Origin of the sequence: Chryseobacterium sp. MIQD13 (genome assembly GCF_050496705.1) — a bacterium.
Classification (GTDB): Bacteria; Bacteroidota; Bacteroidia; order Flavobacteriales; family Weeksellaceae; genus Chryseobacterium.
On sequence record NZ_JBNWAF010000001.1, the window covers coordinates 1373998 to 1397756 of the forward strand.

The 23759-nt window shown below is 37.0% G+C and carries 24 protein-coding genes and 1 other RNA gene; 10 read left to right on the top strand and 15 right to left on the bottom strand.

Going from position 1 to position 23759, the window contains the following annotated elements:
• Positions 1-22: 22 nt before the first annotated feature.
• Together ACQWU4_RS06520 and ACQWU4_RS06525 are read left to right on the top strand one after the other, a co-directional pair.
• A complete protein-coding gene (locus ACQWU4_RS06520) occupies positions 23-913 on the top strand; it encodes a DUF72 domain-containing protein (RefSeq protein WP_429934962.1) in 891 nt (296 codons plus the stop codon).
• 114 nt (positions 914-1027) lie between these two features.
• Positions 1028-1258 (top strand): hypothetical protein, encoded by a 231-nt coding sequence (locus ACQWU4_RS06525; protein WP_429934963.1) that lies wholly within the window; start codon positions 1028-1030, stop codon positions 1256-1258.
• Positions 1259-1316: 58 nt separating this feature from the next.
• On the opposite strand, the gene ACQWU4_RS06530 is transcribed toward ACQWU4_RS06525, so the two are convergent.
• The 6 genes from ACQWU4_RS06530 to ACQWU4_RS06555 form a co-directional block, all read right to left on the bottom strand.
• Positions 1317-1907: a hypothetical protein gene (locus tag ACQWU4_RS06530; protein WP_429934964.1), complete on the bottom strand. Its 591-nt coding sequence runs from the start codon at positions 1905-1907 to the stop codon at positions 1317-1319.
• A gap of 38 nt (positions 1908-1945) precedes the next feature.
• Positions 1946-2590: an HD domain-containing protein gene (locus ACQWU4_RS06535; RefSeq protein WP_429934965.1), complete on the bottom strand. Its 645-nt coding sequence runs from the start codon at positions 2588-2590 to the stop codon at positions 1946-1948.
• Positions 2587-3432, bottom strand: a complete 846-nt coding sequence (locus ACQWU4_RS06540) for an alpha/beta hydrolase family protein (protein WP_429934966.1) — start codon at positions 3430-3432, stop codon at positions 2587-2589. The genes ACQWU4_RS06535 and ACQWU4_RS06540 overlap by 4 nt, the downstream gene beginning before the upstream one ends.
• A 90-nt stretch (positions 3433-3522) precedes the next feature.
• Entirely contained in the window at positions 3523-4413 is an 891-nt protein-coding gene (locus ACQWU4_RS06545; RefSeq protein WP_429934967.1) for a ribokinase, read from the bottom strand.
• Between the two features lie 65 nt (positions 4414-4478).
• Positions 4479-5114, bottom strand: coding sequence for a DUF4241 domain-containing protein (locus tag ACQWU4_RS06550; protein ID WP_429934968.1), 636 nt, complete (start codon positions 5112-5114; stop codon positions 4479-4481).
• Between the two features lie 95 nt (positions 5115-5209).
• Complete coding sequence (locus ACQWU4_RS06555) at positions 5210-7825, bottom strand: valine--tRNA ligase (RefSeq protein ID WP_429934969.1); 2616 nt, start codon at positions 7823-7825, stop codon at positions 5210-5212.
• A gap of 128 nt (positions 7826-7953) precedes the next feature.
• On the opposite strand from ACQWU4_RS06555, the gene ACQWU4_RS06560 reads away from it, so the two are divergent.
• Positions 7954-8418, top strand: coding sequence for a DUF1573 domain-containing protein (locus tag ACQWU4_RS06560; protein WP_429934970.1), 465 nt, complete (start codon positions 7954-7956; stop codon positions 8416-8418).
• A 78-nt stretch (positions 8419-8496) separates the two neighbouring features.
• Positions 8497-9366 (top strand): polyphosphate kinase 2 family protein, encoded by an 870-nt coding sequence (locus tag ACQWU4_RS06565; RefSeq protein ID WP_429934972.1) that lies wholly within the window; start codon positions 8497-8499, stop codon positions 9364-9366.
• Between the two features lie 78 nt (positions 9367-9444).
• Here ACQWU4_RS06565 and rnpB read toward each other — a convergent pair.
• Positions 9445-9768, bottom strand: an RNA gene (gene rnpB, locus ACQWU4_RS06570) — RNase P RNA component class A.
• Between the two features lie 194 nt (positions 9769-9962).
• Here rnpB and ACQWU4_RS06575 point away from each other — a divergent pair.
• The 3 genes from ACQWU4_RS06575 to ACQWU4_RS06585 are packed head-to-tail and all read left to right on the top strand — an operon-like array spanning position 9963 to position 12808.
• On the top strand, positions 9963-10454 hold the full coding sequence (locus ACQWU4_RS06575) for an RNA polymerase sigma factor (protein WP_429934973.1): 492 nt from the start codon (positions 9963-9965) through the stop codon (positions 10452-10454).
• The gene (locus tag ACQWU4_RS06580; RefSeq protein ID WP_429934974.1) at positions 10447-11121 is read left to right on the top strand and encodes a beta-carotene 15,15'-monooxygenase; all 675 of its coding nucleotides are present in this window, start codon (positions 10447-10449) and stop codon (positions 11119-11121) included. Before ACQWU4_RS06575 ends, ACQWU4_RS06580 begins: the two co-directional genes overlap by 8 nt.
• 58 nt (positions 11122-11179) lie before the next feature.
• On the top strand, positions 11180-12808 hold the full coding sequence (locus ACQWU4_RS06585) for an AMP-binding protein (protein WP_429934975.1): 1629 nt from the start codon (positions 11180-11182) through the stop codon (positions 12806-12808).
• Between the two features lie 336 nt (positions 12809-13144).
• On the opposite strand, the gene rpoN is transcribed toward ACQWU4_RS06585, so the two are convergent.
• The 4 genes from rpoN to ACQWU4_RS06605 form a co-directional block, all read right to left on the bottom strand.
• Entirely contained in the window at positions 13145-14608 is a 1464-nt protein-coding gene (gene rpoN / locus ACQWU4_RS06590) for an RNA polymerase factor sigma-54 (RefSeq protein ID WP_429934976.1), read from the bottom strand.
• A gap of 159 nt (positions 14609-14767) precedes the next feature.
• A complete protein-coding gene (gene asnS / locus ACQWU4_RS06595) occupies positions 14768-16216 on the bottom strand; it encodes an asparagine--tRNA ligase (protein WP_429934977.1) in 1449 nt (482 codons plus the stop codon).
• Between the two features lie 136 nt (positions 16217-16352).
• Positions 16353-16952, bottom strand: a complete 600-nt coding sequence (locus ACQWU4_RS06600; protein ID WP_429934978.1) for a CDP-alcohol phosphatidyltransferase family protein — start codon at positions 16950-16952, stop codon at positions 16353-16355.
• On the bottom strand, positions 16949-17590 hold the full coding sequence (locus tag ACQWU4_RS06605; protein WP_429934979.1) for a hypothetical protein: 642 nt from the start codon (positions 17588-17590) through the stop codon (positions 16949-16951). The genes ACQWU4_RS06600 and ACQWU4_RS06605 overlap by 4 nt, the downstream gene beginning before the upstream one ends.
• A gap of 91 nt (positions 17591-17681) precedes the next feature.
• Here ACQWU4_RS06605 and ACQWU4_RS06610 point away from each other — a divergent pair, with 91 nt between their 5' ends.
• The 3 genes from ACQWU4_RS06610 (at position 17682) to ACQWU4_RS06620 (ending at position 21145) form a co-directional block, all read left to right on the top strand.
• Complete coding sequence (locus tag ACQWU4_RS06610) at positions 17682-18626, top strand: XRE family transcriptional regulator (protein ID WP_429934980.1); 945 nt, start codon at positions 17682-17684, stop codon at positions 18624-18626.
• A 2-nt stretch (positions 18627-18628) separates the two neighbouring features.
• Entirely contained in the window at positions 18629-19432 is an 804-nt protein-coding gene (locus ACQWU4_RS06615; RefSeq protein WP_429934981.1) for a helix-turn-helix transcriptional regulator, read from the top strand.
• 66 nt (positions 19433-19498) lie between these two features.
• Positions 19499-21145: a serine hydrolase domain-containing protein gene (locus ACQWU4_RS06620; protein WP_429934982.1), complete on the top strand. Its 1647-nt coding sequence runs from the start codon at positions 19499-19501 to the stop codon at positions 21143-21145.
• Positions 21146-21218: 73 nt separating this feature from the next.
• Here the strand turns inward: ACQWU4_RS06620 and rimM are convergent, their stop codons facing one another.
• The 4 genes from rimM to ACQWU4_RS06640 form a co-directional block, all read right to left on the bottom strand.
• Positions 21219-21761, bottom strand: a complete 543-nt coding sequence (gene rimM, locus ACQWU4_RS06625; RefSeq protein ID WP_429934983.1) for a ribosome maturation factor RimM — start codon at positions 21759-21761, stop codon at positions 21219-21221.
• A gap of 12 nt (positions 21762-21773) precedes the next feature.
• Positions 21774-22340 (bottom strand): 30S ribosomal protein S16, encoded by a 567-nt coding sequence (locus ACQWU4_RS06630; RefSeq protein WP_048505936.1) that lies wholly within the window; start codon positions 22338-22340, stop codon positions 21774-21776.
• A 180-nt stretch (positions 22341-22520) separates the two neighbouring features.
• Entirely contained in the window at positions 22521-23033 is a 513-nt protein-coding gene (locus tag ACQWU4_RS06635; RefSeq protein WP_429934984.1) for a nitroreductase family protein, read from the bottom strand.
• 41 nt (positions 23034-23074) lie between these two features.
• On the bottom strand, positions 23075-23713 hold the full coding sequence (locus tag ACQWU4_RS06640; RefSeq protein WP_429934985.1) for a DoxX family protein: 639 nt from the start codon (positions 23711-23713) through the stop codon (positions 23075-23077).
• Between the last annotated feature and the right edge of the window lie 46 nt (positions 23714-23759).

Consider the following 23759-nt stretch of genomic DNA (forward strand, 5'->3'; position numbering starts at 1 on the left):
TTAATTTTTAAAAACTTCAGCTATGAAATTCGGACAAGTAGAAGACCCGTCAAAAATAGATTTCACACTTCCTAAAGATCATTCCAGAACTGAGGAAATTCTAAGTCAGAATAAAAAAGGTCTTGAAAACATTTCCATCGGGTGTGCCAAATGGAACAAAACCGATCTTAAAGGATTTTACCCTAAAGGAACTAAAGACGAATTGACATATTATGCCAAGCAGTTTAATTCTATTGAGCTGAATGCTACTTTCTACGGAATGCCTACTCCAGAACAGGTGGCCGTATGGAAAGAAAAAACACCTGAAAATTTTAAATTCTTTCCAAAAATCACCAATACTGTTTCTCATTTCAGAAGACTGATAGATGTTACTGAACCTGTAACCCAATTTGCATCAGCAGTGATGAATTTTGATGAAAAACTGGGAATGGCTTTTCTGCAGCTTCATGATAATTTTAAACCCAAAGATTATGACAGGCTTGAGAAATTTGTAAAAGACTGGCCTAAAGAGGTACCTCTTGCCATTGAGCTCCGAAATACAGAATGGTTCACCGATGAAGAAATCTTCAATACAACCTGTGAGCTTTTTGAAACCCATAATATTACGAACATTATAGTAGATACTGCAGGAAGAAGAGATATGCTTCATATGCGTCTTACAACGCCCAATGCTTTTATAAGATATGTAGGAGCCAATGCGGAAAGTGACTATGACAGACTTGACGACTGGATGAAACACCTGACAAAGTGGAAAAAAGAGGGTCTGCAGAATGTCTATTTCTTTGTACATCAGAATATTGAAAAAGCTTCACCGCTGCTTTCTGCCTATTTCATAAAAAAAATGAATGAAGAGTGGAAAACAGATATTCATATTCCTCAAATGGCTACTGATAATAACGGAACACTGTTCTAAACATGTTCTGTTTTCAATAAAAAGCTACAAAAAAGCTGTTTTTGTTGAAAAATTTTAGTAATTTAGGGTACACCGCCGCTCATGTAGAGTATGGTACTTTAAAATACAAATGCCATGGAAAAAGAAATTTGCACAATCAGTATTGCCAGCAACTGGCTTGGCGACGAATATACATTTTATGAGGATCACAGAATAAAAAGGGTTTATGATAATCACAGCCTGAGCGTCAACCGCACGGAATGGCTGGAACCCCACCAGATCAATAAGCAAAACAAAGATAAGCTGGTAAAAAACTGTCCTGAAGAATTCAAGGAACAGATCATGCAAATCCTGGATTATCCATAAATATAAAAGTAATGAGCAATAAGTAATTTTAAATCGTATTATACTTATTGCTCATTATTTATTGTTTTTTCCTCAATAACAGTACAAGATTCAGGAAGAGAAGAAGAAAGTCTAAGGACACCCAGATTCCAAGCTTTGCATTCTCATAATTGTACGTTTCTACCTGTTTTTTTGCAGTTTCCGATAGTTTTACACTTTGATTGATATAGTTCTGTACTTCAACAATCTGGTCAATATTTTTGTTTGGAACGGCATGCTGGGAGAAGTAAACCATATTCTTTTTGCCCAGGTAGCCTATGATCCAGTACTCATCGGATTTATCCATTTTAAGATATTCTATCCTATAGTATTCCGGGCGTATTTTCCCGATATGTTTGGGTTCTAAATTCCCATTTTTGGCTGTATCCACCTTGATCAGGTAAAAATCCAGTGTCTGGGGAAGCTTATTAATTACCTGAAGCCCTACGGAATTATCTACAAAGCTTACTGCACTCTTTTTAATGAACCAATAGGTAAAAGTTGAGATTGAAAAAACTACTGTAAGGATGCGGAACAGTTTTGCCCATTTTGCCATCCTTCCCGATTTTACTTTATACAAAACCAGAGAAAGAACACAAGCCCAGAAGATAACAAAAATGATAAATACCATACTGCAAAGATACTGATTTAAGATTTTTCAGAGGAACCTTAATCTACATTCCATTCTTTGTAAAACTGGTCAAGGAATCCCAGCATATAATCATGTCTTTCCTGAGCCAGCTCTTTTCCTTTTCCGGTATTCATGAGATCTTTTAAAAGCAGAAGCTTTTCATAGAAATGGTTAATCGTCGTTCCGTTGGATTTTTTATACTCGTCTTTAGACATATTCAGACTTGGCTGGATTTCCGGATCATACATAGGGTTGTTTTTAAAACCTCCGAAGTTGAAGGTCCTCCCGATTCCGATGGCTCCGATAGCATCTATACGGTCAGCATCCTGTACGATTTTAAGCTCTATAGGCAGTTCAGCAGGAACTTCGGCCCTGTTCTTAAACGAAATATTTTTAATGATAAATAAAACCTTTTCTATCACATCTTCAGGCACCTCCTGCCCTTCCAGAAATTCTCTTGCTATTTTTGGAGCTATGGTCTCGTCCCCGTTATGAAATTTCGGATCTGCAATATCATGCAGTAATGCAGACAATTCCACTACATCATGGTTACAGTCTTCTGCTGCAGCTATTTTTTTCGACAGCTTCCACACTCTTTCGACATGGTACCAGTCATGCCCCGCTTCAGCGCCTTCTAATTTTTCTTTTACAAATTCTACGGTGTTTTCAATCTTACTTTTCATTGATCTGTCAATTCGTTTAAAATAATGTTCCAGAGTTTTTTATTATAACTTCTAAAAAAATTGACGTGTCCTATTTCTTTTTTGTCAGATTCAGATACTTTTACCAGCCTGTAGGAAGGCTTAAGATTGGGATATGTATTATTCAAAAGGCTCAATACTCCTTTTTCAGTCAGCCATACATCATCTTCCGCCCGGATCACAAACACTTTTTGGGTCAAATTTTTAGAATAGTCATCAATTTTCTCCAACAGCCTGTTGGTTGATTTCTTGTTTAAAATTAAGGTTCTCCAGTCATATGCACAATTTTTTGGAAGACTTTCTCCAAGACCAAACCAATTTGCCGGGAAATACCCTAATAATCCGGTGGTTAGCGGTTGGGCAATTCCAAACCCGAGATAGGCTTCGACTTTGGTTCTGAGTTTCAGATTTCCTACAAATGCATTCTGGGTTCCCACAAAAATAAATTCATCAAACATCACGGAATCTTCATTCATCCCAAGAATCAATGCCCCGACCGAATGTCCCAGACAATATTTTTTATACTCCGGAAATTCTGTTTTAATATATTGAGTCAGCGTTTTATAGTCTTCAGAACCCCAGATTCTCATGGAAGCTTTAAAACCTTTCATATTTTCCGGTTTTGAAAGCCCGATTCCTCTGTAATCATAAGAAATAACTGTGAATCCATGTTCTGAAAAGAAACGGGCAAACGAGAAATAAACCTGCTGTTTAACCCCTGTTGCAGAATTGATCAAAAGCAGTTTACCATTGCTTTTTTCAGGCCTGAAAAGATGGACTGCAAGAGATATATGGTCTTTTGTAATAAGTTTCAGGTTTTCCATAGTGTAAAAAGAAAAAATCCACTATAAAAGTGGAGATTTTACTTATATTTTTATGTTAAGTTTATAACTTTCGATATGTGGCAAATAGCTTTAGGAAAAGAAATCCGACATTCTCGGAAGTCCTGTCTGTGAACCTTTCCCTCCTGAAACTCTTGAAGAGACCTCATTTCCGAATTTTACACAATCCTCAACAGAATTTCCATGGCATAGTGCTACGGCAAAACCTGAAGTAAAGGCATCACCCATTCCCATTTTGTAAACGGTTTCGTCTTTGTCATTTCTGTAGTACTTCATTTCCGTTCCGTCAAAATAGATTGTAGAATTGGTATCGTCTCTTACAAAAACCTTGTTGAAATATTTTTTAAGGATTTCTTCTCTCTTTTCTTCTCCGAAAACGGTATGAAGTTCACTACTTTTAGCTACAATAAAATCTACGTTTTCAATAATTCCTTCACTGACTTTCATAGCCGGAGAAGCATAAAGTCCGACTTTTTTACCGTATTTTTTAGCTTTTCTTATAGTATATTCTACCACTTCCATTGCTACTTCCAGCTGAACAAGAACAAGGTCCGTAGTATGAAAGTAACGGTCTGCTTCTTCTACATGCTGTATACTCAGGCATTTATTGGCAGCCGGAACCACAACAATTGCTGCATTTCCGTGGCTGGTGGTTACATATGCTGTTCCGGTAGATTCCATATCTGTTTCATGAACAAAGCCTACATTCACGTTTTCGCTTACCAGATTCCTCATAATCTGCTGTCCCAGAGGATCCATTCCTACACATCCTATAAAATATACATTGGCCCCCAGTCTTGCAGTTCCTACTGCCTGGTTGGCTCCTTTTCCGCCAAAATAACTATCTGAATTGACAGCTAAAACGGTTTCGTTGAGTTGGGGAATTTTTTCAGTTTCTAAGACCAGATCAATTGAAGAGCTGCCTACAACAATAATTTTGGGTTGTTCTGATGAGAAGTTCATTGGTGTTTTTATGTTAGTTTAATATAATGCATTTCAAAACTAGGTTTCAAAAGTAACTAATTTAATTAACTTATTTCAATAAATTCAGTTATTATCTTCACGGGCTTGTGATCTTTGTCATATGCAATGTAGCTGGCATAAAACCCTTCGCCGTATCCTGTTTCAAAGGCAAAAATAGTTCCAGGATGTTCATCAGAAGGTTTCAGAAACGCATACTGATCGATGGCTCCTTTTTCATCAAAGAAATACTCATGGAAAAATTCTTCATAGATTCCCATGAAATCTGCTCCTTTGCTGTGAAATAATTTTTTTTCAAGTTCATTAAGGCTGTTCTGGGTATCAACATCCATCAGGCATCCCATTCCACTTTCCACAGGATATCCAAAGATTTCCTCTTCAGCAAGGTCTTTAATATCCTGGCCTTCAGTGACCGCCATTTTCCATTCAGAAATTACAGCATTGCTGAAAATAACTTCAGCATATGCTACACAGTTACTTTCTCTTTCTTTATGGAGCAAGACGGAAAAATTACCTTTTGGAAATTCTGTAGTGAACGGCAACATATCATTGGTGATCAGAGGATCACAGGCTACCAGCTTTCCACTTGAAAGGTATATTTTCCCAACTTCAAAGCTCTCTAATAAGGGGCTTTCCACAAAGTTTTTTGAGAATAGTTTTTTTATGTTTTCTATGTGTGTCATTTAATTTTTATTGTTTAAACTGTCAGGCTGAGCATAAATCTTTCAATTTACGCTCAGCCTGACATTCCGACAAACTTACTGTCTATCTTTTAAATCTACAAACTTTTCAGTTTCTCTTCCAAAATTGCAATTTTATCCTGAGCGTCTTTCTGCTTCTGTCTTTCTACTTCTACAATCTCAGGCTTAGCATTGGCTACAAACTTTTCATTGGAAAGTTTTTTATCAACAGAAATTAAGAATCCTTTTAAATATTTCAATTCTTCTTCTGTCTTTATTTTTTCTTCTCCCAAATCTAAGTTTTCACTTAACGGAATAGAAATTTCCGTTGCCCCCACCAGGAATGTAAAGCTTGGTTTATCTGTTTTTGCTCCGAAATGAATTTCAGAAACATTAGCTAATTTTCTGATAACAGCTTCGTTTGCAAATTCTGAAGCATTGGTATAAATTTCAGCTGCTTCTCTTGGGGAGATTCCTTTTGTCTGACGGTAATTTCTAACTCCTGAAATCAATTCTGCAGCAGTTTCAAAGTTTTTAATGATATTTTCATTAAATGTTTCTGCTTTTTTCTGCTGGGCAATAATTAATGCATCCTCAATATTCCTTTCAGAAATAGTCTGCCATAATTCCTCTGTTAAGAAAGGCATGAACGGATGAAGTAATTTCATTAATTCCTCAAAGAAATAGATCGTCTTTGTATAAACTTCTTTGGAAATCCCTTCTCCGTAATTTGGTTTGATCGCTTCCAGATACCATCCACAGAAATCATCCCAGATCAATTTATAGATCAGATGTAAAGCATCAGAAATCCTGAATTTTTCAAACTGATCGTTGATTTCAGCAACTGTTTTGTTCAGTTTATTCTCAAACCATTCTATAGTCTGAATTTCTGTTGAATTAGCAGACTTGTCTTCATGATTCCACATATTGATCAAACGGAAGGCATTCCAGATCTTGGTCATGAAATTTCTTCCCTGAAGCATCAGATCTTCATCAAAAAGGAGGTCATTTCCTGCGGCAGAACTTAACAGAATACCCACACGTACTCCATCTGCGCCATATTTATCTATCAGTTCAAGCGGATCTGGTGAATTTCCTAAAGATTTTGACATCTTTCTTCTCTGTTTATCCCTTACAATCCCTGTAAAATAAACATTTTTGAACGGAACTTCTTTTCTGTACTCCAATCCGGCCATGATCATTCTGGCTACCCAGAAGAAAATAATATCCGGACCTGTTACCAAATCAGAAGTTGGGTAGTAATAATTGATATCTTTATTTTCAGGATCAAGCAAACCGTCAAATACAGACATTGGCCATAACCATGAAGAGAACCATGTATCAAGAGCATCTTCGTCCTGGCGTAAATTTCCGGTTGTCAGCTGCTGGTTGCTTGTTTTTTGCTTCGCAAGTTCCAAAGCTTTTTCAATGTTTTCTGCAACTACAAAATCATTTTCACCATCTCCATAATAGTAGGCAGGAATTTGCTGTCCCCACCAAAGCTGGCGGGAAATATTCCAGTCACGGATGTTTTCCATCCAGTATTTGTAGGTGTTTTTGAACTTTTCCGGATAGAATTTCACTTCATCATCCATTACCACATCCAAAGCAGGCTTGGCAATTTCAGACATTTTTAAGAACCACTGAACAGAAACTTTAGGCTCAATAACTGCACCTGTTCTTTCTGAAGTTCCTACTTTATTTACATAATCTTCTGCTTTCAACAAAAGATCTTTTTCCTCTAATTCTTTTGCAATCAGTTTTCTTACCTCAAATCTGTTTTTCCCTGCGTAATGTAAACCGTAATCATTAAGGTTTCCGTCATCATCAAGAGCATCAATCATTTGCAGATTATGTTTCTGTCCGATCTCATAGTCATTTACGTCGTGAGCAGGGGTAATTTTCAATGCTCCGGTTCCAAATTCGATATCAACATATTCATCTTCAATAATCGGAATTACTCTGTTGACGATAGGTACAATTACATTTTTACCTTTAAGATGAGCATATCTTTCATCATTAGGATTAATACATACCGCGGTATCCCCGAAAATAGTCTCAGGACGTGTTGTTGCTACAGAAAGAAATTCTTCTGTGCCCTCAATTTTATATTTAAGGAAATATAATTTTCCGCTCTGTTCTTTAAATATTACCTCTTCATCAGAAATATTGGTCTTTGCTTCCGGATCCCAGTTAACCATTCTGTAACCTCTATAGATCAATCCTTTATTATATAGATCTACAAAGCTTTTGATTACTTGCTGGGAAAGCTTTTCTTCCATCGTAAAACGGGTTCTGTCCCAGTCGCATGAGCAACCCAGCTTTTTCAGCTGCTCAAGGATTGTTCCGCCATATTTATCAGTCCATTCCCAAGCATGTTTTAAGAATTCTTCACGGGTAATATCTGATTTACTGACCCCTTCAGACTTCAGTTTAGCAACAACTTTGGCTTCAGTGGCAATTGAAGCGTGATCTGTGCCCGGAATCCAGCAGGCATTAAAGCCCTGCATTCTTGCACGGCGGACGAGAACATCTTGAATGGTATTGTTCAGCATATGTCCCATGTGTAATATCCCCGTTACGTTTGGCGGAGGAATTACCACAGTATATGGTGGTTTCTCATTAGGTTCTGAATGGAAATATTTGTTTTCCATCCAGAAGTTGTACCATTTCTGTTCAGTTTCCTGTGGATTGTACTTTTCTGAAATCTGCATAAATTCTATTTCTTTTGCTTACAATTTGCAAAAATAGTCTAAAGAAAAAAAATTTTAAGTATGAATTAAAATAATTTTTAACTTTGTTTCTCAAAATTTATCTAACAAACATATTAACATTCAAGAATATGAAAAAATTAATTGCAGGAATTGCATTATTTGGAACATTTGCACTGGCATCTGCACAGACAATTACGTTTGACAAAACGACTTTTGACTATGGTACTATTAAACCAAGTGCTGATGGTACAAGATTCTTTACAGTAACGAATACCGGTGACAAGCCTTTGATCCTTTCTAACGTAAAGCCTTCTTGCGGATGTACTACTCCTGAGTTCAGCCAGGACCCGATTATGCCAGGAAAATCTGCTAAGATTAAAGTAGGTTACAATACTGCTATTAACGGACCTTTCAACAAAATGATCGAGGTTTTCTCTAACGACCCTGCTAACAGCAGAAGCGTAATCTACATTAAAGGTAACGTAGACGCTAACGCTCCTGAGCCAAAGCCTTTAACAGCTGCGGAACAAAAAGCAGCAGCTAAAGCAGAAAAGAAAGCAGCTAAACTTGCTAAAAAAGCAGCAGCAAAGTAATCTCTACTAAAAAATAAAAAAACCGTCTTCAGTGAAGACGGTTTTTTTATTACATTTAGGCTAAAATACAATCAATCTATGGATACCAATTTTTCAGATGATTTCCTGATCAAAGGAAAAGTTTCGATAAAAAAAATTTCAACGGAATATAAGGGAAAACTTACGAAAGAAGAAGGAGAGCAATTGTTAACAGCTGAAAAGGAGAAGCTTCGTGAATTACAGGAGAAACTTTATGCCGATGGCAGTCAATCTTTGCTTGTTGTACTTCAGGCAATGGATGCAGCAGGAAAAGACAGTCTGATAGAGCATGTTTTCGGAGGTGTAAATCCGCAGGGCTGCAGTGTTACCAGTTTTAAAGCTCCAAGTTCGAAGGAATATTCCCATGATTTCCTGTGGAGACATTATCTGGCTCTTCCACAGAAAGGAATGATCGGAATTTTCAACCGCTCCCATTATGAAAGTGTTCTGGTTTGTAAAGTTCACCCTGAGTATAACCTCAGTGAGAAAACGTGGTCTTCTGTAAAGGATTTTGATGATAAATTCTGGGAAAACAGGTATGAAAGTATCCGAAATTTTGAGCAGCATCTTTCACGAAACGGAACTACGGTTGTTAAAATATTTTTAAATGTTTCCAAGGACGAGCAGAAAAAAAGACTTCTGGACAGAATCAATGAGCAGGAAAAGAACTGGAAATTTTCTGTAGGGGATCTTCCTGAAAGAGCCCTTTTCCCCAAATACATGGAAGCTTATGAAACGGCGATCAACGAAACGTCAAAAGACTATGCTCCGTGGTATATACTTCCTGCAGACGACAAATGGTTTGCAAGAGTAGCTGCCATACAGATCATTATCGATACCCTGGAAAAGATGAACCTGAAATATCCTCAACTTGGGGATAAAGAAAGATCAGAACTTGCTGAAGCAAAGAAAACACTTGAAAATGAATAATCAAGAAATTTTTAAATAACAAAAGCGGAGTACAATAATCTCCGCTTTTATTTATCCTTCAATAAATCTTTCTAAAAAATCACGAGAAAATCTATAAGCCGGATTTTGTTCTTCCGAAGAAGCGCCTGTTATTTATCTGCGTCTTGCATTGCTCCAAGACTTGAGCTGATTACCCCTCGGCTTTCAGGACGGGCCGCCCCTATTTTCATTACTGAAAAGAACCGATATACTTATCATTGCACCGCAAAGAGTTTACCTGGTTTCACTACAGCCGAACTGTACCTGCTTTCTGTTGCACTTGTCCTACCCTCACGGGTGACGGATGTTATCCGCTTTGCTGCTCTATGGTGTCCGGACTTTCCTACCCCTGCCGAAACAGGAATCAACAAGCCGATTTTCTCGCGGTTGCAAAGATACGGAGAATTTCAGAAAGGCAATAAGGAAATTTCAAAAGCCAGTTTTGGGATAAAGCTATTATGGAGAAATATAAAATTTGCTTTACAGCTTTCTTTATTTTTTGTCTTTCACCTATTTTACTTCATAATTCTTCATTAAAAATTACAGCATTATTATTATCTTCGTGCCATTATAAATCTATGACTTCCAGAGAAAAAGAATTTGCGCAGCTTATTAAGGATAATCAGGGCCTGATTATTAAAGTTTCGCGCCTCTATACCAATTCTCTTGAAGATGAAGAAGATTTGTTTCAGGAGATCGTACTGCAGCTTTGGAGAAGCTACGATTCTTTTAAAGGAAACTCTAAAATTTCTACGTGGATGTACCGTGTAGCCCTTAATACAGCCATTACTCTTTTCAGAAAAAAAAGCAAAAGCCTTCCTACGAACGAACTGGATATCAACCATAAGGATTTCGTGGAAGATGATGACGAAAAACAACAGCAGATTTCACTTCTGTATACTGTGATCAAAACACTTCCCAATGTAGAAAGAGCTATTGTAATGATGTATCTTGATGACCTGCCTTATAAGGATATTGCAGAAAACCTTGGTATTACTGAGGTTAATGCACGCGTGAAAATGAACAGATTAAAGAAAACCCTTAAAGAACAGATGCAAAAATATGCCTGATTTTGATTTAGACAGCTTTAAGAAAACATGGCAGGAGCAGCCTGTTCAGCCGAAATACGACAGCAATGAAATCCTTCAGATGCTGAACAGAAAATCACGCAATTATGTGAAATATATTTTCTGGATCAGCGTGGCAGAATTTTTATTCTTTTCCGTTCTGGGATTATTTTACTTCTTTCAGGATGATGAATCGGACAGCTTCCGTAAGATACTGGAAAAGTTAGGCGCGCAGAAAGCTCCTGAAATAGAGACTAATTTCGACCATGCTTATTTGGCCATAAAAATTCTAAGCCTTTTAATTACAGCCTATTTTGTTTTTAAATTTTATCAGAATTACCGTAAAATAAAGATTGAAGAAAACCTCAAAGGTCTTATTATACGGATCATTAAATTTAAGAAAACGGTCAATGCTTTTATCCTTATCAGTATTGCCATACTCGTTGCATTTACCTTTGTGTTTACAGCCTTTATTTTCTATGCATTAAACTCCCAGAATGTACGTCCCGACAATTCCAATCTGATTATCGTTATCATCGGGATCATTGTAAGTACTGTATTGTGTGTGGTGCTTATCTGGCTTTACTACAGACTTGTATATGGAATTATCATCAGAAAACTGGACAAAAATCTAAAACAGCTTAAAGACATAGATTCTCAGGAAAATTAGTACAAACAGGCATCAATTCAAGATTTTTCATTAATTTTATCCTACCAAATCTTAAACTATGCCATTATCTTACGTCTATGGAGCTTCCACTATTCCATTACTGGGACAAACCATCGGTGGAAATCTTAAAAAGACTGTTGAAAAATATTCAAATCAAGAAGCTTTAGTCTCTGTTCATCAGGGTTACCGAGCTACCTACCAGGAATTTTATAATCAGACAACTGCTGTTGCAAAAGCTTTGATCTTTTCCGGTGCGAAAGCGGGAGACAGGATCGGAATCTGGTCTTCAAACCGTTATGAATGGGTGCTGCTTCAGTATGCTACAGCCCGTATAGGAACTATACTCGTAAATATCAATCCGGCCTACAGAACCCATGAACTTACTTACGTGATTAACCAATCCGGTATCAGGTTTATGTTTTCTTCCTTAAGCTTTAAAACAAGCAATTATAAGGAAATGGTGGAGTATGCGAAGGAAGTCTGCCCCAGTCTGGAGCATGAAATCTTCTTTGACGATAATTGGGAAGATTTTTTAAATAATGGGCAGGATATTTCAGATGATACGCTTCACAGTTTTGAAGAACACGTGCAGTTTGATGATCCTGTGAATATTCAGTATACCTCGGGAACAACAGGTTTCCCAAAAGGTGTTACTCTTTCTCATCATAATATTTTAAATAACGGATATTTTATTGGTATACGCTTAAAATATTCGGAGAAGGACCGTGTATGTATCCCTGTGCCCTTTTATCACTGTTTTGGAATGGTGATTGGAAATATATGCTGTTTATCCCACGGTGCATGCATAGTGATCCCTAATGACAGTTTTGATCCGGATGTTACGTTAAAAACTGTATCAACTGAAAAATGTACCTCTTTATATGGAGTTCCAACAATGTTTATTGCTGAGCTGGCTGTTAAGGATTTTGACACCTATGATTTTTCAAACTTAAGAACCGGTGTTATGGCAGGATCTGTCTGCCCTCCTGAAATTATGAAAAAGGTGGAAAACCTGATGAATATTAAAGAAATGAGCATCTGTTACGGAATGACGGAGACTTCTCCCGTTTCCACACAAACCCTGATAGGAACCCCTTTAGAAAAGCAGGTCAGTACCGTAGGAACCGTTCAGGATCATCTTGAAATAAAGATCATTGACGAAAACGGAAAGGTACTGGAACGCGGAGAACACGGGGAATTATGTACAAGAGGCTATTCCGTAATGCTGAAATACTGGAACGATCCTGAAAACACCAAAAAAGTACTGGATGATGCCCGGTGGATGCATACCGGTGATATGGCTGTAATGGATAATGACGGTTACATTACCATTTCCGGCAGAATCAAAGACCTGATCATCCGTGGTGGTGAAAATATATCGCCTAAAGAAGTTGAAGACTTCCTGTATACTTATCCAAATATCCTTGATGTACAGATCATAGGGGTTCCTAGTGAAAAGTTCGGGGAAGAAGTGATGGCATGGGTAAAAGTAAGAAAAGGGTTTGAAGTATCAGAAACTGAGCTTTTAGAATACTGTCAGGGAAGAATTGCTCATTATAAAGTTCCGAAATACTGGAAGTTCGTAGATGAATTTCCAATGACAATTTCAGGGAAGATAAGAAAGGTGGAAATGCGGGAGATTTCTATAAAAGAATTACAGCTGGATGCTTTGAAGCAGCGTTCCTAAATAAGCTTTTTTATAAATTATTTTGTGTACTGATCTTTTTTTGACGCAAAGTTTTCATTATAATATTGCTTCATTTTGAGAAAAGCAAAGAGTGCTGGCTGCGCCATTGATTAAGCTGTATGGATAATACGCCCGCTTATTCGGATCAATGAAATTGATCCTTCTTGGCTCAGCTAAAATATACATTATTATAATGAAAACTTTGCGTTAAAAAAATTCTCGCAGATTTGGCAGATTTACTCCGTATACCCAGATCACGAATCAGGCCAGCAAATTCTTTCAATTAAAATATAAAAGCCCAGAAGTACTGGGCTTTTATTTATATGTGACTCATTATTAAAGTTCTTTTCTCAATCTTGCTACCGGAATATTAAGCTGTTCACGGTACTTGGCAATTGTTCTTCTGGCAATATTATACCCCTGTTCTTTCAGCATTACTACCAGTGCGTCATCTGTAAGAGGCTTTCTTTTGTTCTCTTTTCCGATTACTTCCTGAAGATGGGTCTTAATTTCTTTCGTAGAAACTTCTTCACCATCATCATTCGTCAGACTGTCAGAGAAAAGATCTTTCAGGTAAACGATTCCGTTCGGAGTATCGGCGTATTTGCTTTTTACTACTCTTGAAATGGTAGAAATATCAAATCCGGTAATATCTGCAACATCTTTCAGGATCATTGGCTTCAGCGATTTTTCATCACCGGTAATAAAATAATCCTTCTGGAACTTCACAATAGCCGTAATCGTCTGCAACAAAGTATTCTGGCGTTGATTAATGGCATCTATATACCATTTTGCAGCATCCAATTTCTGTTTGATGAATAATGCCGCCTGCTTATGCTCAGAAGAGTTTTTATCGTGAGAATAAGTAGTTAAAATATCCTTATATTCTTCAGAAACTCTTAAAGTCGGTGCATTTTTACTGTTAAGCATTGGAATTACAATACCATCCTTTACCTGGATTACAAAATCAGGAATAATCTCCTGGTTAATGGTGATTGTCTGTGTGTCAAAGTTTCCTCCTACTTTAGGTGAAAGTTTTGAAATCTCGTCCAAAGCATCTTTAAGGTCATCTTCTTCAATATCATATTTCTGAATGATCTTGTTATAATGCTTATTCGTAAGAGCATCAAACTGATGTCTTAAAATATTGGCAGCCAGGGAAACGGCTTTATCAGAGCTTACTTTTTTCTCAATCTGAAGCAAAAGGCATTCCTGAAGACCTCTGGCTCCCACTCCTGGCGGATCAAGCTTCTGGATATAATTTTCTAGGATATCCTCTACTTTTTCTCTGGTAGTATAAATTCCCTGTGAGAAAGCAAGATCATCAACAATAGCTTTGATCTCCCTTCTCAAATATCCGTCCGTATCTAAATTTCCTATGATATATTCAGCAATCTTTACATCTTCTTCGCTGATATTCACGAGATGAATCTGCTCCAACAGGTAATCATAAAGGGATTGACCTTCTGTCAGAAGACTTTCATTATCGAACTCTTCATCATCCGGAGAATAGTTGCTGGATGCGGTTTTATAGCTAGGTTCGTCATCGTAGATGTACTCGTTGACGTCAAAATCCGTTTCAATGCTTTCTGTTCCCTCGTCCTGATAAGCATCTTCAATAGAAGAATATTCATCCTCTTTAGAATCTTCCTTTACAATTTCCAAAGCAGGATTTTCTTCTAGCTCTCTTTCCAGCTCCTCTTCAAATTCCAATGTGTGAAGCTGAATGAGCTTCATCAACTGGATCTGCTGAGGGGCCAGCTTCTGTCCTAATTTGAGTTGTAAGTGTTGTTTAAGCATATTAATCCTTGTGTTTTAACATAACATATTCTACGAATTTAATGAATTAATTTGAAAAAGAACACATTTAGCATGATTTTTGCATTATACTTTTAACATAATAAACTATTGAAAAATAAAAAAAGCCTTAATTTTTTACATTAAGGCTTTTTTATTGATCTAGAATTCAGCACTTTTCGGTGTTCTAGGGAAAGGAATCACGTCTCTGATGTTCGTCATTCCCGTTACGAAAAGAACCAGTCTTTCCAATCCTAAACCGAATCCTGCATGCGGCACAGAACCAAATTTTCGGGTATCAAGATACCACCAAAGCTCGTGCTCATCTACATGCATATCTGCCATTTTCTGTTTTAATACGTCTAATCTTGCTTCTCTTTCGGATCCTCCGATGATCTCCCCGATACCAGGGAAAAGAACGTCCATTGCTGCAACGGTCTTATTGTCTTCGTTCAGCTTCATATAGAAAGCTTTGATTTCTTTCGGATAATCGAATAATACCACCGGGCTTTCAAAATGCTTTTCAACCAGGAATCTTTCATGCTCTGACTGAAGGTCTGTTCCCCAGCTTTCCACAGGATACTGGAATTTTCCTTTTTTGTTTTCTTTTGAGTTCATTAAGATCTCAATAGCTTCCGTATAGCTTACACGCTTGAAACGTTTAGCTATAACATTCTGAAGCTTTTCAATAAGGCCTTCTTTTGCTCTGTCTTTCTCAGCTTTCCCTTTCTGCTCTTCCTCAAAACGCTTATCAAGGAATTCAAGGTCGTCTTTACAGTTATCCAGAACATACTGGATCACATATTTTAAGAAATCTTCAGCAAGGTCGATGTTATCTTCAAGGTTGTTGAATGCCACTTCCGGCTCTATCATCCAGAACTCTGCAAGGTGTCTTGTGGTGTTTGAATTTTCAGCACGGAAAGTCGGCCCGAATGTATAAATCCTGCCTAATCCCATTGCTGCAGTTTCACCTTCAAGCTGCCCGGAAACAGTAAGGTTCGTCTTCTTTCCGAAGAAATCCTGTGCAAAATCAATTTCTCCGTCTTCCGTTTTTGGAATATTGTTCAGGTCAAAGTTGGTAACCCCGAACATTTCTCCAGCTCCTTCCGCATCAGCACCTGTAATTACGGGTGTATTGATATAGAAAAACTGGTTTTTGTTAAAGAATGAATGTACTGCAAAACTCACTGCATGACGCACTCTGAAAACAGCTCCGAATAAATTCGTTCTGAATCTTAAGTGTGCCTGATCTCTTAACACTTCCAAAGAGTGCTTTTTAGGCTGCAGAATCGTTTTGTCTCTGTCTTCCGTAAAGTTATCTCCTAAAATGGTAATTTTCTTTGCTACAATCTCTACATTCTGTCCCGCTCCCTGGCTTTCCACCACTTCACCTACTACCTTTAATGAGGCAGCTGTACTGATTTTACTGATAATCTCTTCATCGAAATTTTCGAAATCAACAACAATCTGCAAATTATTAATCGTAGAACCATCATTTAGCGCTATAAAGCGATTTGCACGGAATGTTCTTACCCAACCGTAAACCGTAATGTCATGATGTAATACTTTCTTGTAATCCTGTAGGACTTCTTTAATCGTTTGCTTTTTCATTTGTTGATTATAAATTTTCTTATAAAAATTAATGTCCGCAAAGTTACAAAAAAACAGCGCAACTTAATGATTGCACTGTCTTTTTAAAAAATCATTTGTCAAAATATATAATCAAAAACTATGTTCTGAATATGATTTAATTAAAGAATACGGTCTTTTTTCTCTCTTTTCCGTTTCGGATTTTCCAGGCGTGATAAGAACTTGGCACATCGTATTGCCATTTGGGAAGCAGCAAAACAATCAGGATAACATCAATATGAGATACAAACCCCAATCCTACCGTTAGATAAAATGCCCAGCCCGTTTGTTGAAACCCGATTAAATAAGTAAAAGCAATCAGCAGGCTCAGTCCCCACATTTTTGACAAAAAAGCATGGGTACAGGTTTCTTTCCCGAATTTCCAGATGCTGACAACGTAGCAGAGCGCTTCCATGACAAAGATTAAAAGGATTCCCTGCCATTCCCTTTTAATTAATTCAGGGTTGAGAAAATAGGCGGCAAATCCTAATGACAGCCAGAAAATCAAATCGGTCTGACTGTCCAGCCTTCTTAGCTTTTCTGAGGAGACACCAACCTTTCGGGCAATAATTCCATCAAAAATGTCAGTTAATAAACCAAAATACATTAATGCTAAAATTAAAAAGCCTGCTTCTGTTCCTTTGAGATATGCCAACAGCAAAATAACCGGAGCGAGCAAAAATCTGATTGCTATAAGCAGATATGGTAGTTTTTTCATGATTTTTTATTTTTAAAATTCCAATTGATTAAGGGAAATTTCCTCCTTTCGTTTTCGTTCCAGAAGCCAATCTGAATTCCTCTTGAATCTCTACAGACATTGATCAGTGAAACCTGAAGTCCTCTGCATTTCTGACTCACATTGGCAAAAGTAGAAATTGCCACTCCTTTTGTAGTATGATGAAAATTGTACAGCGGTGAAACAGCCACTCCATTTGTCACGGAAGGCGCGCTTATATTGCTTGATATATTAACCTCCAAGCCATTGGTAACGGTAGGCTCCATATTGATGATGGAAAGCTGCATTCCGTTGATTTTATTCATTTTATCCGGTAAAGGTTCACTATCAATATCATTAATAGCCCAATTATCAATGGAAGGAATACTTACGAGCAGCAATGCGGGAAAGAAAATCCCCAGGCCATTAAATCCCAATCCAACACCATTAACTTTTTTAGGCTGTATCTCATTATCAACCTCATCATAATACTTAATAAGCATCCCATTAACATTTTTCGTTTTTTTGGAAGGTGAAAAACCAATAAGCCTGGGTTTGTCCGGTTTAGTATTTAAACTATCCTGAGCATTGATGATACTACCTGCAAACAGGCTAATCATCAGCAAAAATTTTATTTTCATAATGGTTTGTCTTTAAAAATTATACCTCAAAATTATCTGCAGAAAACACAAATCCGAATGCGAAAAAAAATTAAAATAAATAAGTACATTTGTGAAAATCACAAAAAGCATGTATCAGGAACTTTTACTTAAGGAAATCCGCAGGAAAATTGGCACTCAATCTCTGAACGATGAGATTGCCAACATTCTGAATATAAGTTATGATGCAGCACACAGGAGAACATCCCTGAAAGCAAAGTTCAGTTTTGAAGAGGCTCTGGAACTGGCAAAATATTATCAGATTTCACTTAATCAGTTTATAACCTCGGATCAGCAGCTTGTGGTTCAGAAAACTTCAGCAGTGGATAAGACAGAAGACCTGCAGTCTTTCTTTCAGAATAACCTCAATATCTTTGAAAACCTGCCGCTTTCTGATGAGATGACTATTTATTATTCCGCGAAGGATATTCCATTTTTTTATACACTTTCGGATACACTGCTTTCCCGTTTTAAAATTTATGTCTGGATGAATCTGCTGAATGCAAAACAGGTTTTCATTCCTTTTTTGCAGTTTTCACCTCCTTACTTTGAATCGGACACTCAGGAGCTCAGGAAAAAATATGAAGCGCAAAATGTAGTGGAATTATGGAATGACAGGACCATTTCCAGTATTTTGCAACAAATTTTATATTATTATGACACGGGACTTTTACAAAAAAATGAAGGTGAAATTATACTGAAAGAGCTGAAAGAACTTATACAATATGTTGAACAGAAAACAGAAAGCAATCCAAAGTTTCATCTGTATGAAAATGAACTGATGCATCTTTCCAATGACATCTTTTTCCACCATCCGAAACAGTCTCTTTTTGCCATACCGGTGAATATGTTTGGATATATTTTGGTTAATGATGCAAAAACCTCCGGTGAAACACGGAATTATTTTGAACATCAGATTCAGAATTCAAAATCTCTGAATACCTCCGGAAACCGTGACAGAAAGATATTTTTCAATAAAATGTATGAACAGATTGAAAATTTAAAGCAAAAACTATAGTTATGAAAAGCCTCCATAATGGTGAATTTTTTGGACAGACCAATGAAACCCTGCGTTTCGATGGACTAACCATTACGGATACAGAATACACCCATCCCTACGTCGACTGGCATTATCATGAAAATGCTTATTTCACTTTTCTGCTGCAGGGAAATATGACGGAAGGAAACAAGAAAGAAATCTACGACTGTCCCGCCGGAACATTGCTCTATCATCATTGGGAAGATGCCCATTACAATATTAAACCGGACATTTTTACAAGAGGATTCCATCTTGAACTTACGGAAGATTGGTTTGAAAAGTTTCAGATCTCAAAAGATTCTGTTGAAGGGAGTTTTAATTTAAAAAATCCTGCTTTAAAACTTTTAATGTACCGGATTTTCAAAGAAACAAAAATTCACGATTCATCATTTGAGCTTTCTGTTCATGAGCTTTTACTTCATATTTTCGATCAATTATCTGATAAAAGCTGCAATTCTGACAAAAAACCGGGATGGATACGCAAGGTTGATGACATACTTCACGAAAGTTTCACGGAAAAATTGAGCCTGACTGAGCTTTCAAAAACGTTAGATATTCATCCGGTTCATTTGAGCAGGGGGTTTCAGAAGCATTTTCAGTGTACTTTAGGAATGTATGTCAGAAAACTGAAAATCAACAAATCTTTACCTCTTCTCAGCACTCATCAATCTCTAGCTGAAGTAGCCCTGGAATGTGGTTTTGCAGACCAAAGTCATTTTATCAGGTCATTTAAAGAAGGTATGGGAATTACTCCTTTACAGTACAGAAACCTTATGAAGAAATAGCCATGTTAATTTCATTCTATTTTTTCTAAAAACCGATTTATACTTTTGTTCAGATAAACTATTAAAATGAAATCGACTCTGCTATTCGTCTTATTTTTCAGTTTCGGACTTTCTTTAGGACAGTTCAAAAATATTACAGATCCTGATATTATCATAAATCCTGTTCATAAAAAAAACGTCAATAAAATTATTTTTCTGGATAAAACTGTTGCATTAGACCAGTTAAAAGAATCTGATTTTATTACTGCAAAAGTATTTCAGGAAGATAAAGATCTTGATATCCGTGTTTTTATGGATAATTCCCTGATCAATTATTTACATCAGCTTGATCCGGCTTTATCACCCGAGGAATTGCTCAAAAAAGGAAACTATCAATTCAATTTCTATGTTGACGGAAAATTAATCTATACAGAAAATCTGAATACGGGAGCCGGAATTCCGGAAGATAAAAAGAAGAAAACAACTTTTAGAATTCCTTTGCTAAGTTCAAAAAATGAAGATTCATGGGGACGATACATGTGGATGAGATTTTACCTGGCAAATGGTGGAATTGATGCACTGGAAGAGGGAAATCATCTTTTAAAAATAGAAATCAGGCCATATTTAAAAGCTTCGGTTTTAAAGACTGGAAATACCATTGCAGCAGGTGAAGTTCATTTAACAATTCCTCACAAAAACATTCCTGAGCAGCAAATTGCTGTACAAAATATACAGCCCAACAGTGGATGGAAAGTGTCCAATGAAAAACTGAATAAAGAAAAGATCAGGCTTTTAAACAGAAAAATTGCAGAAAACAGGTTTAGGGATATTACAGGAATTGTGGTCGTCAAAAATGAAAAGCTCCTTTTGGAAGAATATTTCAGCAATTCCGGAAGGGATTCCCTGCAGGATACACGTTCGGTCGGAAAAACTTTTGCTTCGGCTCTAATGGGTATTGCGATTAAAGATGGTTATTTTAAAAGTGAAAACCAGATGCTGAAAGAATTTTATAATCTGAAAGAATTTAAAAATTATTCGTCCCGTAAAGATAGTGTTACTCTCAAAAGTTTACTTACAATGAGCTCAGGATTTGACGGAAATGATGCAGATGAAAACTCCCCGGGAAATGAGGAAAATATGTACCCTACGGAGAATTGGGTAAAGTTTACACTGGATTTACCTACCACTGAAAATAAGCCCGGAAAAATCTGGAATTATTTTACGGCCGGTGTTGTGGTGACCGGAGATATCTTGGACAAATCTGTTCCGGAAGGTCTGGAAAATTATGCAGGGAAAAAGTTATTTCAACCGCTTGAAATCACAAATTACAAATGGCAATTTACACCGCAACAAAAACCGTCTTTAGCTGGCGGAATGCGCATGAGAACGCTCGATTTTGCAAAATTCGGACAGCTTTATAAAAATAATGGTGTTTGGAAGGGACAGAATATTATTAACAAAGATTGGATCAAGAAATCTTTTACCAATTATTTCACCAATGATAAGGAGTTTGAAGGCTATGGATATTTATTCTGGAGAAAAATATATAAAGTGGGAGATCAGAATTTTGAAGCTTACCAATGCAGCGGAAACGGCGGGAACAAGATCATTATATTCACAGAAATACCTGTTGTTATCGTCATTACAGCAAAAGCTTACAATAAACCGTATGCTCACCAACAGGCAGATAAAATAGTGGAAGAATATTTACTTCCGGCAGTTAATAATAAGTAATGATGGGATTGAATGAGAACGGACAGTAAATAATGTCTGAATTTCAGATCTGCTGTCTGTAAAAAATTATTGATTATTCGTCCTTTTTAGCGGAAACTAAAAATACATCGATAAGTCCTTCCGGAAGCTGCATTTTGATGAACCTTTCTTCTCTGTTCACCTCAAGGATCCAGTCTTTGATAATAGGGATCACTACTTCTTTTCCGTCCAGGTTGGTCACGAAATAGTTTTGAGCGGTCTGGTCGTTTACAGATCTTATCACACCGCATTCTTTATTGTTTTCATCAAGGATATCAAATCCAATGATTTCGTGATAATAAAACTGCTTCCCGGTAAGTTTCGGAAGGGAGGCAAGCGGTAAATAAACGTTTTTTCCCAAAGACTGGTCTACCAGTGCTTCGGAAGAATTTTTAAAAGCAATATTAAGAGCATCGTTTTTGCTCCAAGATGACTTTGCAATAAAAAAAGGAACCAATAATCCGTTGATTTCAACGAATATTGATTCCAATTTATTGTAAAGCTCGGGTTGGTCGGTATCCAGTTTAAGGATAACATTTCCCGCAAGGCCATGTCTGCGCGTGATTTTTCCTAATAAATAGCAATCTTCTTTACGCATACAGGGTTTTTCTTAAGCTTCAGTGTTTTCTTCAGTTTCAGCAGCAGGAGCTTCTCCTTCTGTAGCTTCAGCAACAACTTCTTCAGCAGGTGCGTTAGCAGCTTCTTCAGCAGCTTTAGCATCAGCCTCAGCTTGTGCAGCAGCAGCGATTCTAGCTTCGTTTACTTTAACTTCAGCTTCCAAAGCAGCTTTCTTAGCGTCAGCCTGAGCTTTAGATAAACCTTCAACTTTACCTTGTACTTTTTGTTCTTTAGATTCTACCCAAGCATTGAATCTTTTTTCAGCTTCAGCTTCGTCAAAAGCTCCTTTAGCAACACCACCTTGTAAGTGTTTTTTGTAAAGGGCACCTTTATAAGAAAGGATAGCTCTTGCAGTATCAGTTGGCTGAGCACCGTTGTTTAACCACTTTACAGCAGAATCAACGTTCAAATCGATAGTTGCAGGGTTAGTAATTGGGTTGTAAGTTCCTAGTTTCTCGATGAATCTACCATCTCTTCTAGCTCTAGAATCTGCAACCACGATGTGGAAGAAAGGCTTACCTTTTTTACCGTGTCTTTGTAATCTGATTTTTACTGACATAATGTTGTGAATTTTATGGGAACTCGTCCCAGTTAAATATTTAAGAGTGCAAAGATAGACAAAAATTCTTATCCAACAATTATAAAATGTAACAATTTATCGGTCTAACAATATAACAATGCTTTTGATACTCCTTAAATAAGAATTTATTGGTCATTAGTTAAATTTGCATTGCTGTATTTAATCTACTTTTCCCATATAGAAAAGTCCCAGACATTTCTGGTTTTCTTCAATGGTCAGAGATTCCCTAAGATGGTTTACAATCGAGGGAGAGCTCCAGTAACATCCTACATTATTTGCTGTGCAGGTAAGATACATATTTTGTACTGCCATAGAAACAGCCGCAATCTCTTCCCATTCAGGAACCATACCACTGAAATTAACCACAATGGAAACTACAACATCCGCTTTATTGATTTTAAAACCGATATCCTGATATTTCTTCTCCAAAAAAGTCTGTTCGGGTTGGGTAGCTTTGTAAATAGCCTGCATTTCGGAAGCTAATTTTGCTTTTTCATCTCCTTTGAAAAGCTTAAATCGCCATGGTTTCGTACGTTTATGATTTGGAGCCAGTGTTGCCGAGTGTAGAATTTCATCTATAATTTCCTGAGATATTTCGGTTTCAGAATAATCTTTTGGAAAGATGCTTCTTCTCTGTTCTATGATTTGTTTTAAAATTTCTGCATTATTCATACTGCAAATTTACAACATGTAATCGAATGCATTATATTCATTTATAACTGATTTTTCAACAATAAGCTGCGGTTTCTATAGGCTTTATAATTAGTTATCAGAAATGTGATTATGATCACCAAAATCAGCCCTAAAGAAAGCCATCGTTCCAATTCTTGATCTACAGGACCCGGCAACGATAAAACAAAAAGACAAATTGCATAAATGATTCCTGCATTAATCCATACGCGGCCTGCATCGGGATAAGGTTTTACGGTCACTGAACGGTTATAGCTAAGAATAGGCATCAGCTTATGGTGATCCCAGATCAGTAATATAATAATTGCCACCATCATCAGGGAAGTTATTACCCATGTCCCGGTAAAGGAAAGGCTTATGGTAATGACCCAGATATTGCTTAATATAGCAAGGAACATAAGGGCACCTAACAACGCATAACGTTGAGTCATCAGTAAAATCCCAGCTGCAATCTGGCAAAATCCTAAAAAATTCCAGTAAAATCCGGTACGGTACATGGCTTCAAAAAAATATCCGATAGGAGTATCCGTTGAAAGCACGGTAAATCTGTTTCCCATTAGCTTGGTAAGGCCAGAAGGAAAAAATGCAAATGCCACCAAATACCTTAAGTGAATGATGATCCAATGATTCCATCTGTTTGTCCGGAGTTTTTGAAATGTCATAGCTGATAAGTTTCTGGATGATAGGATTGAGAATTGAAGATTTAAA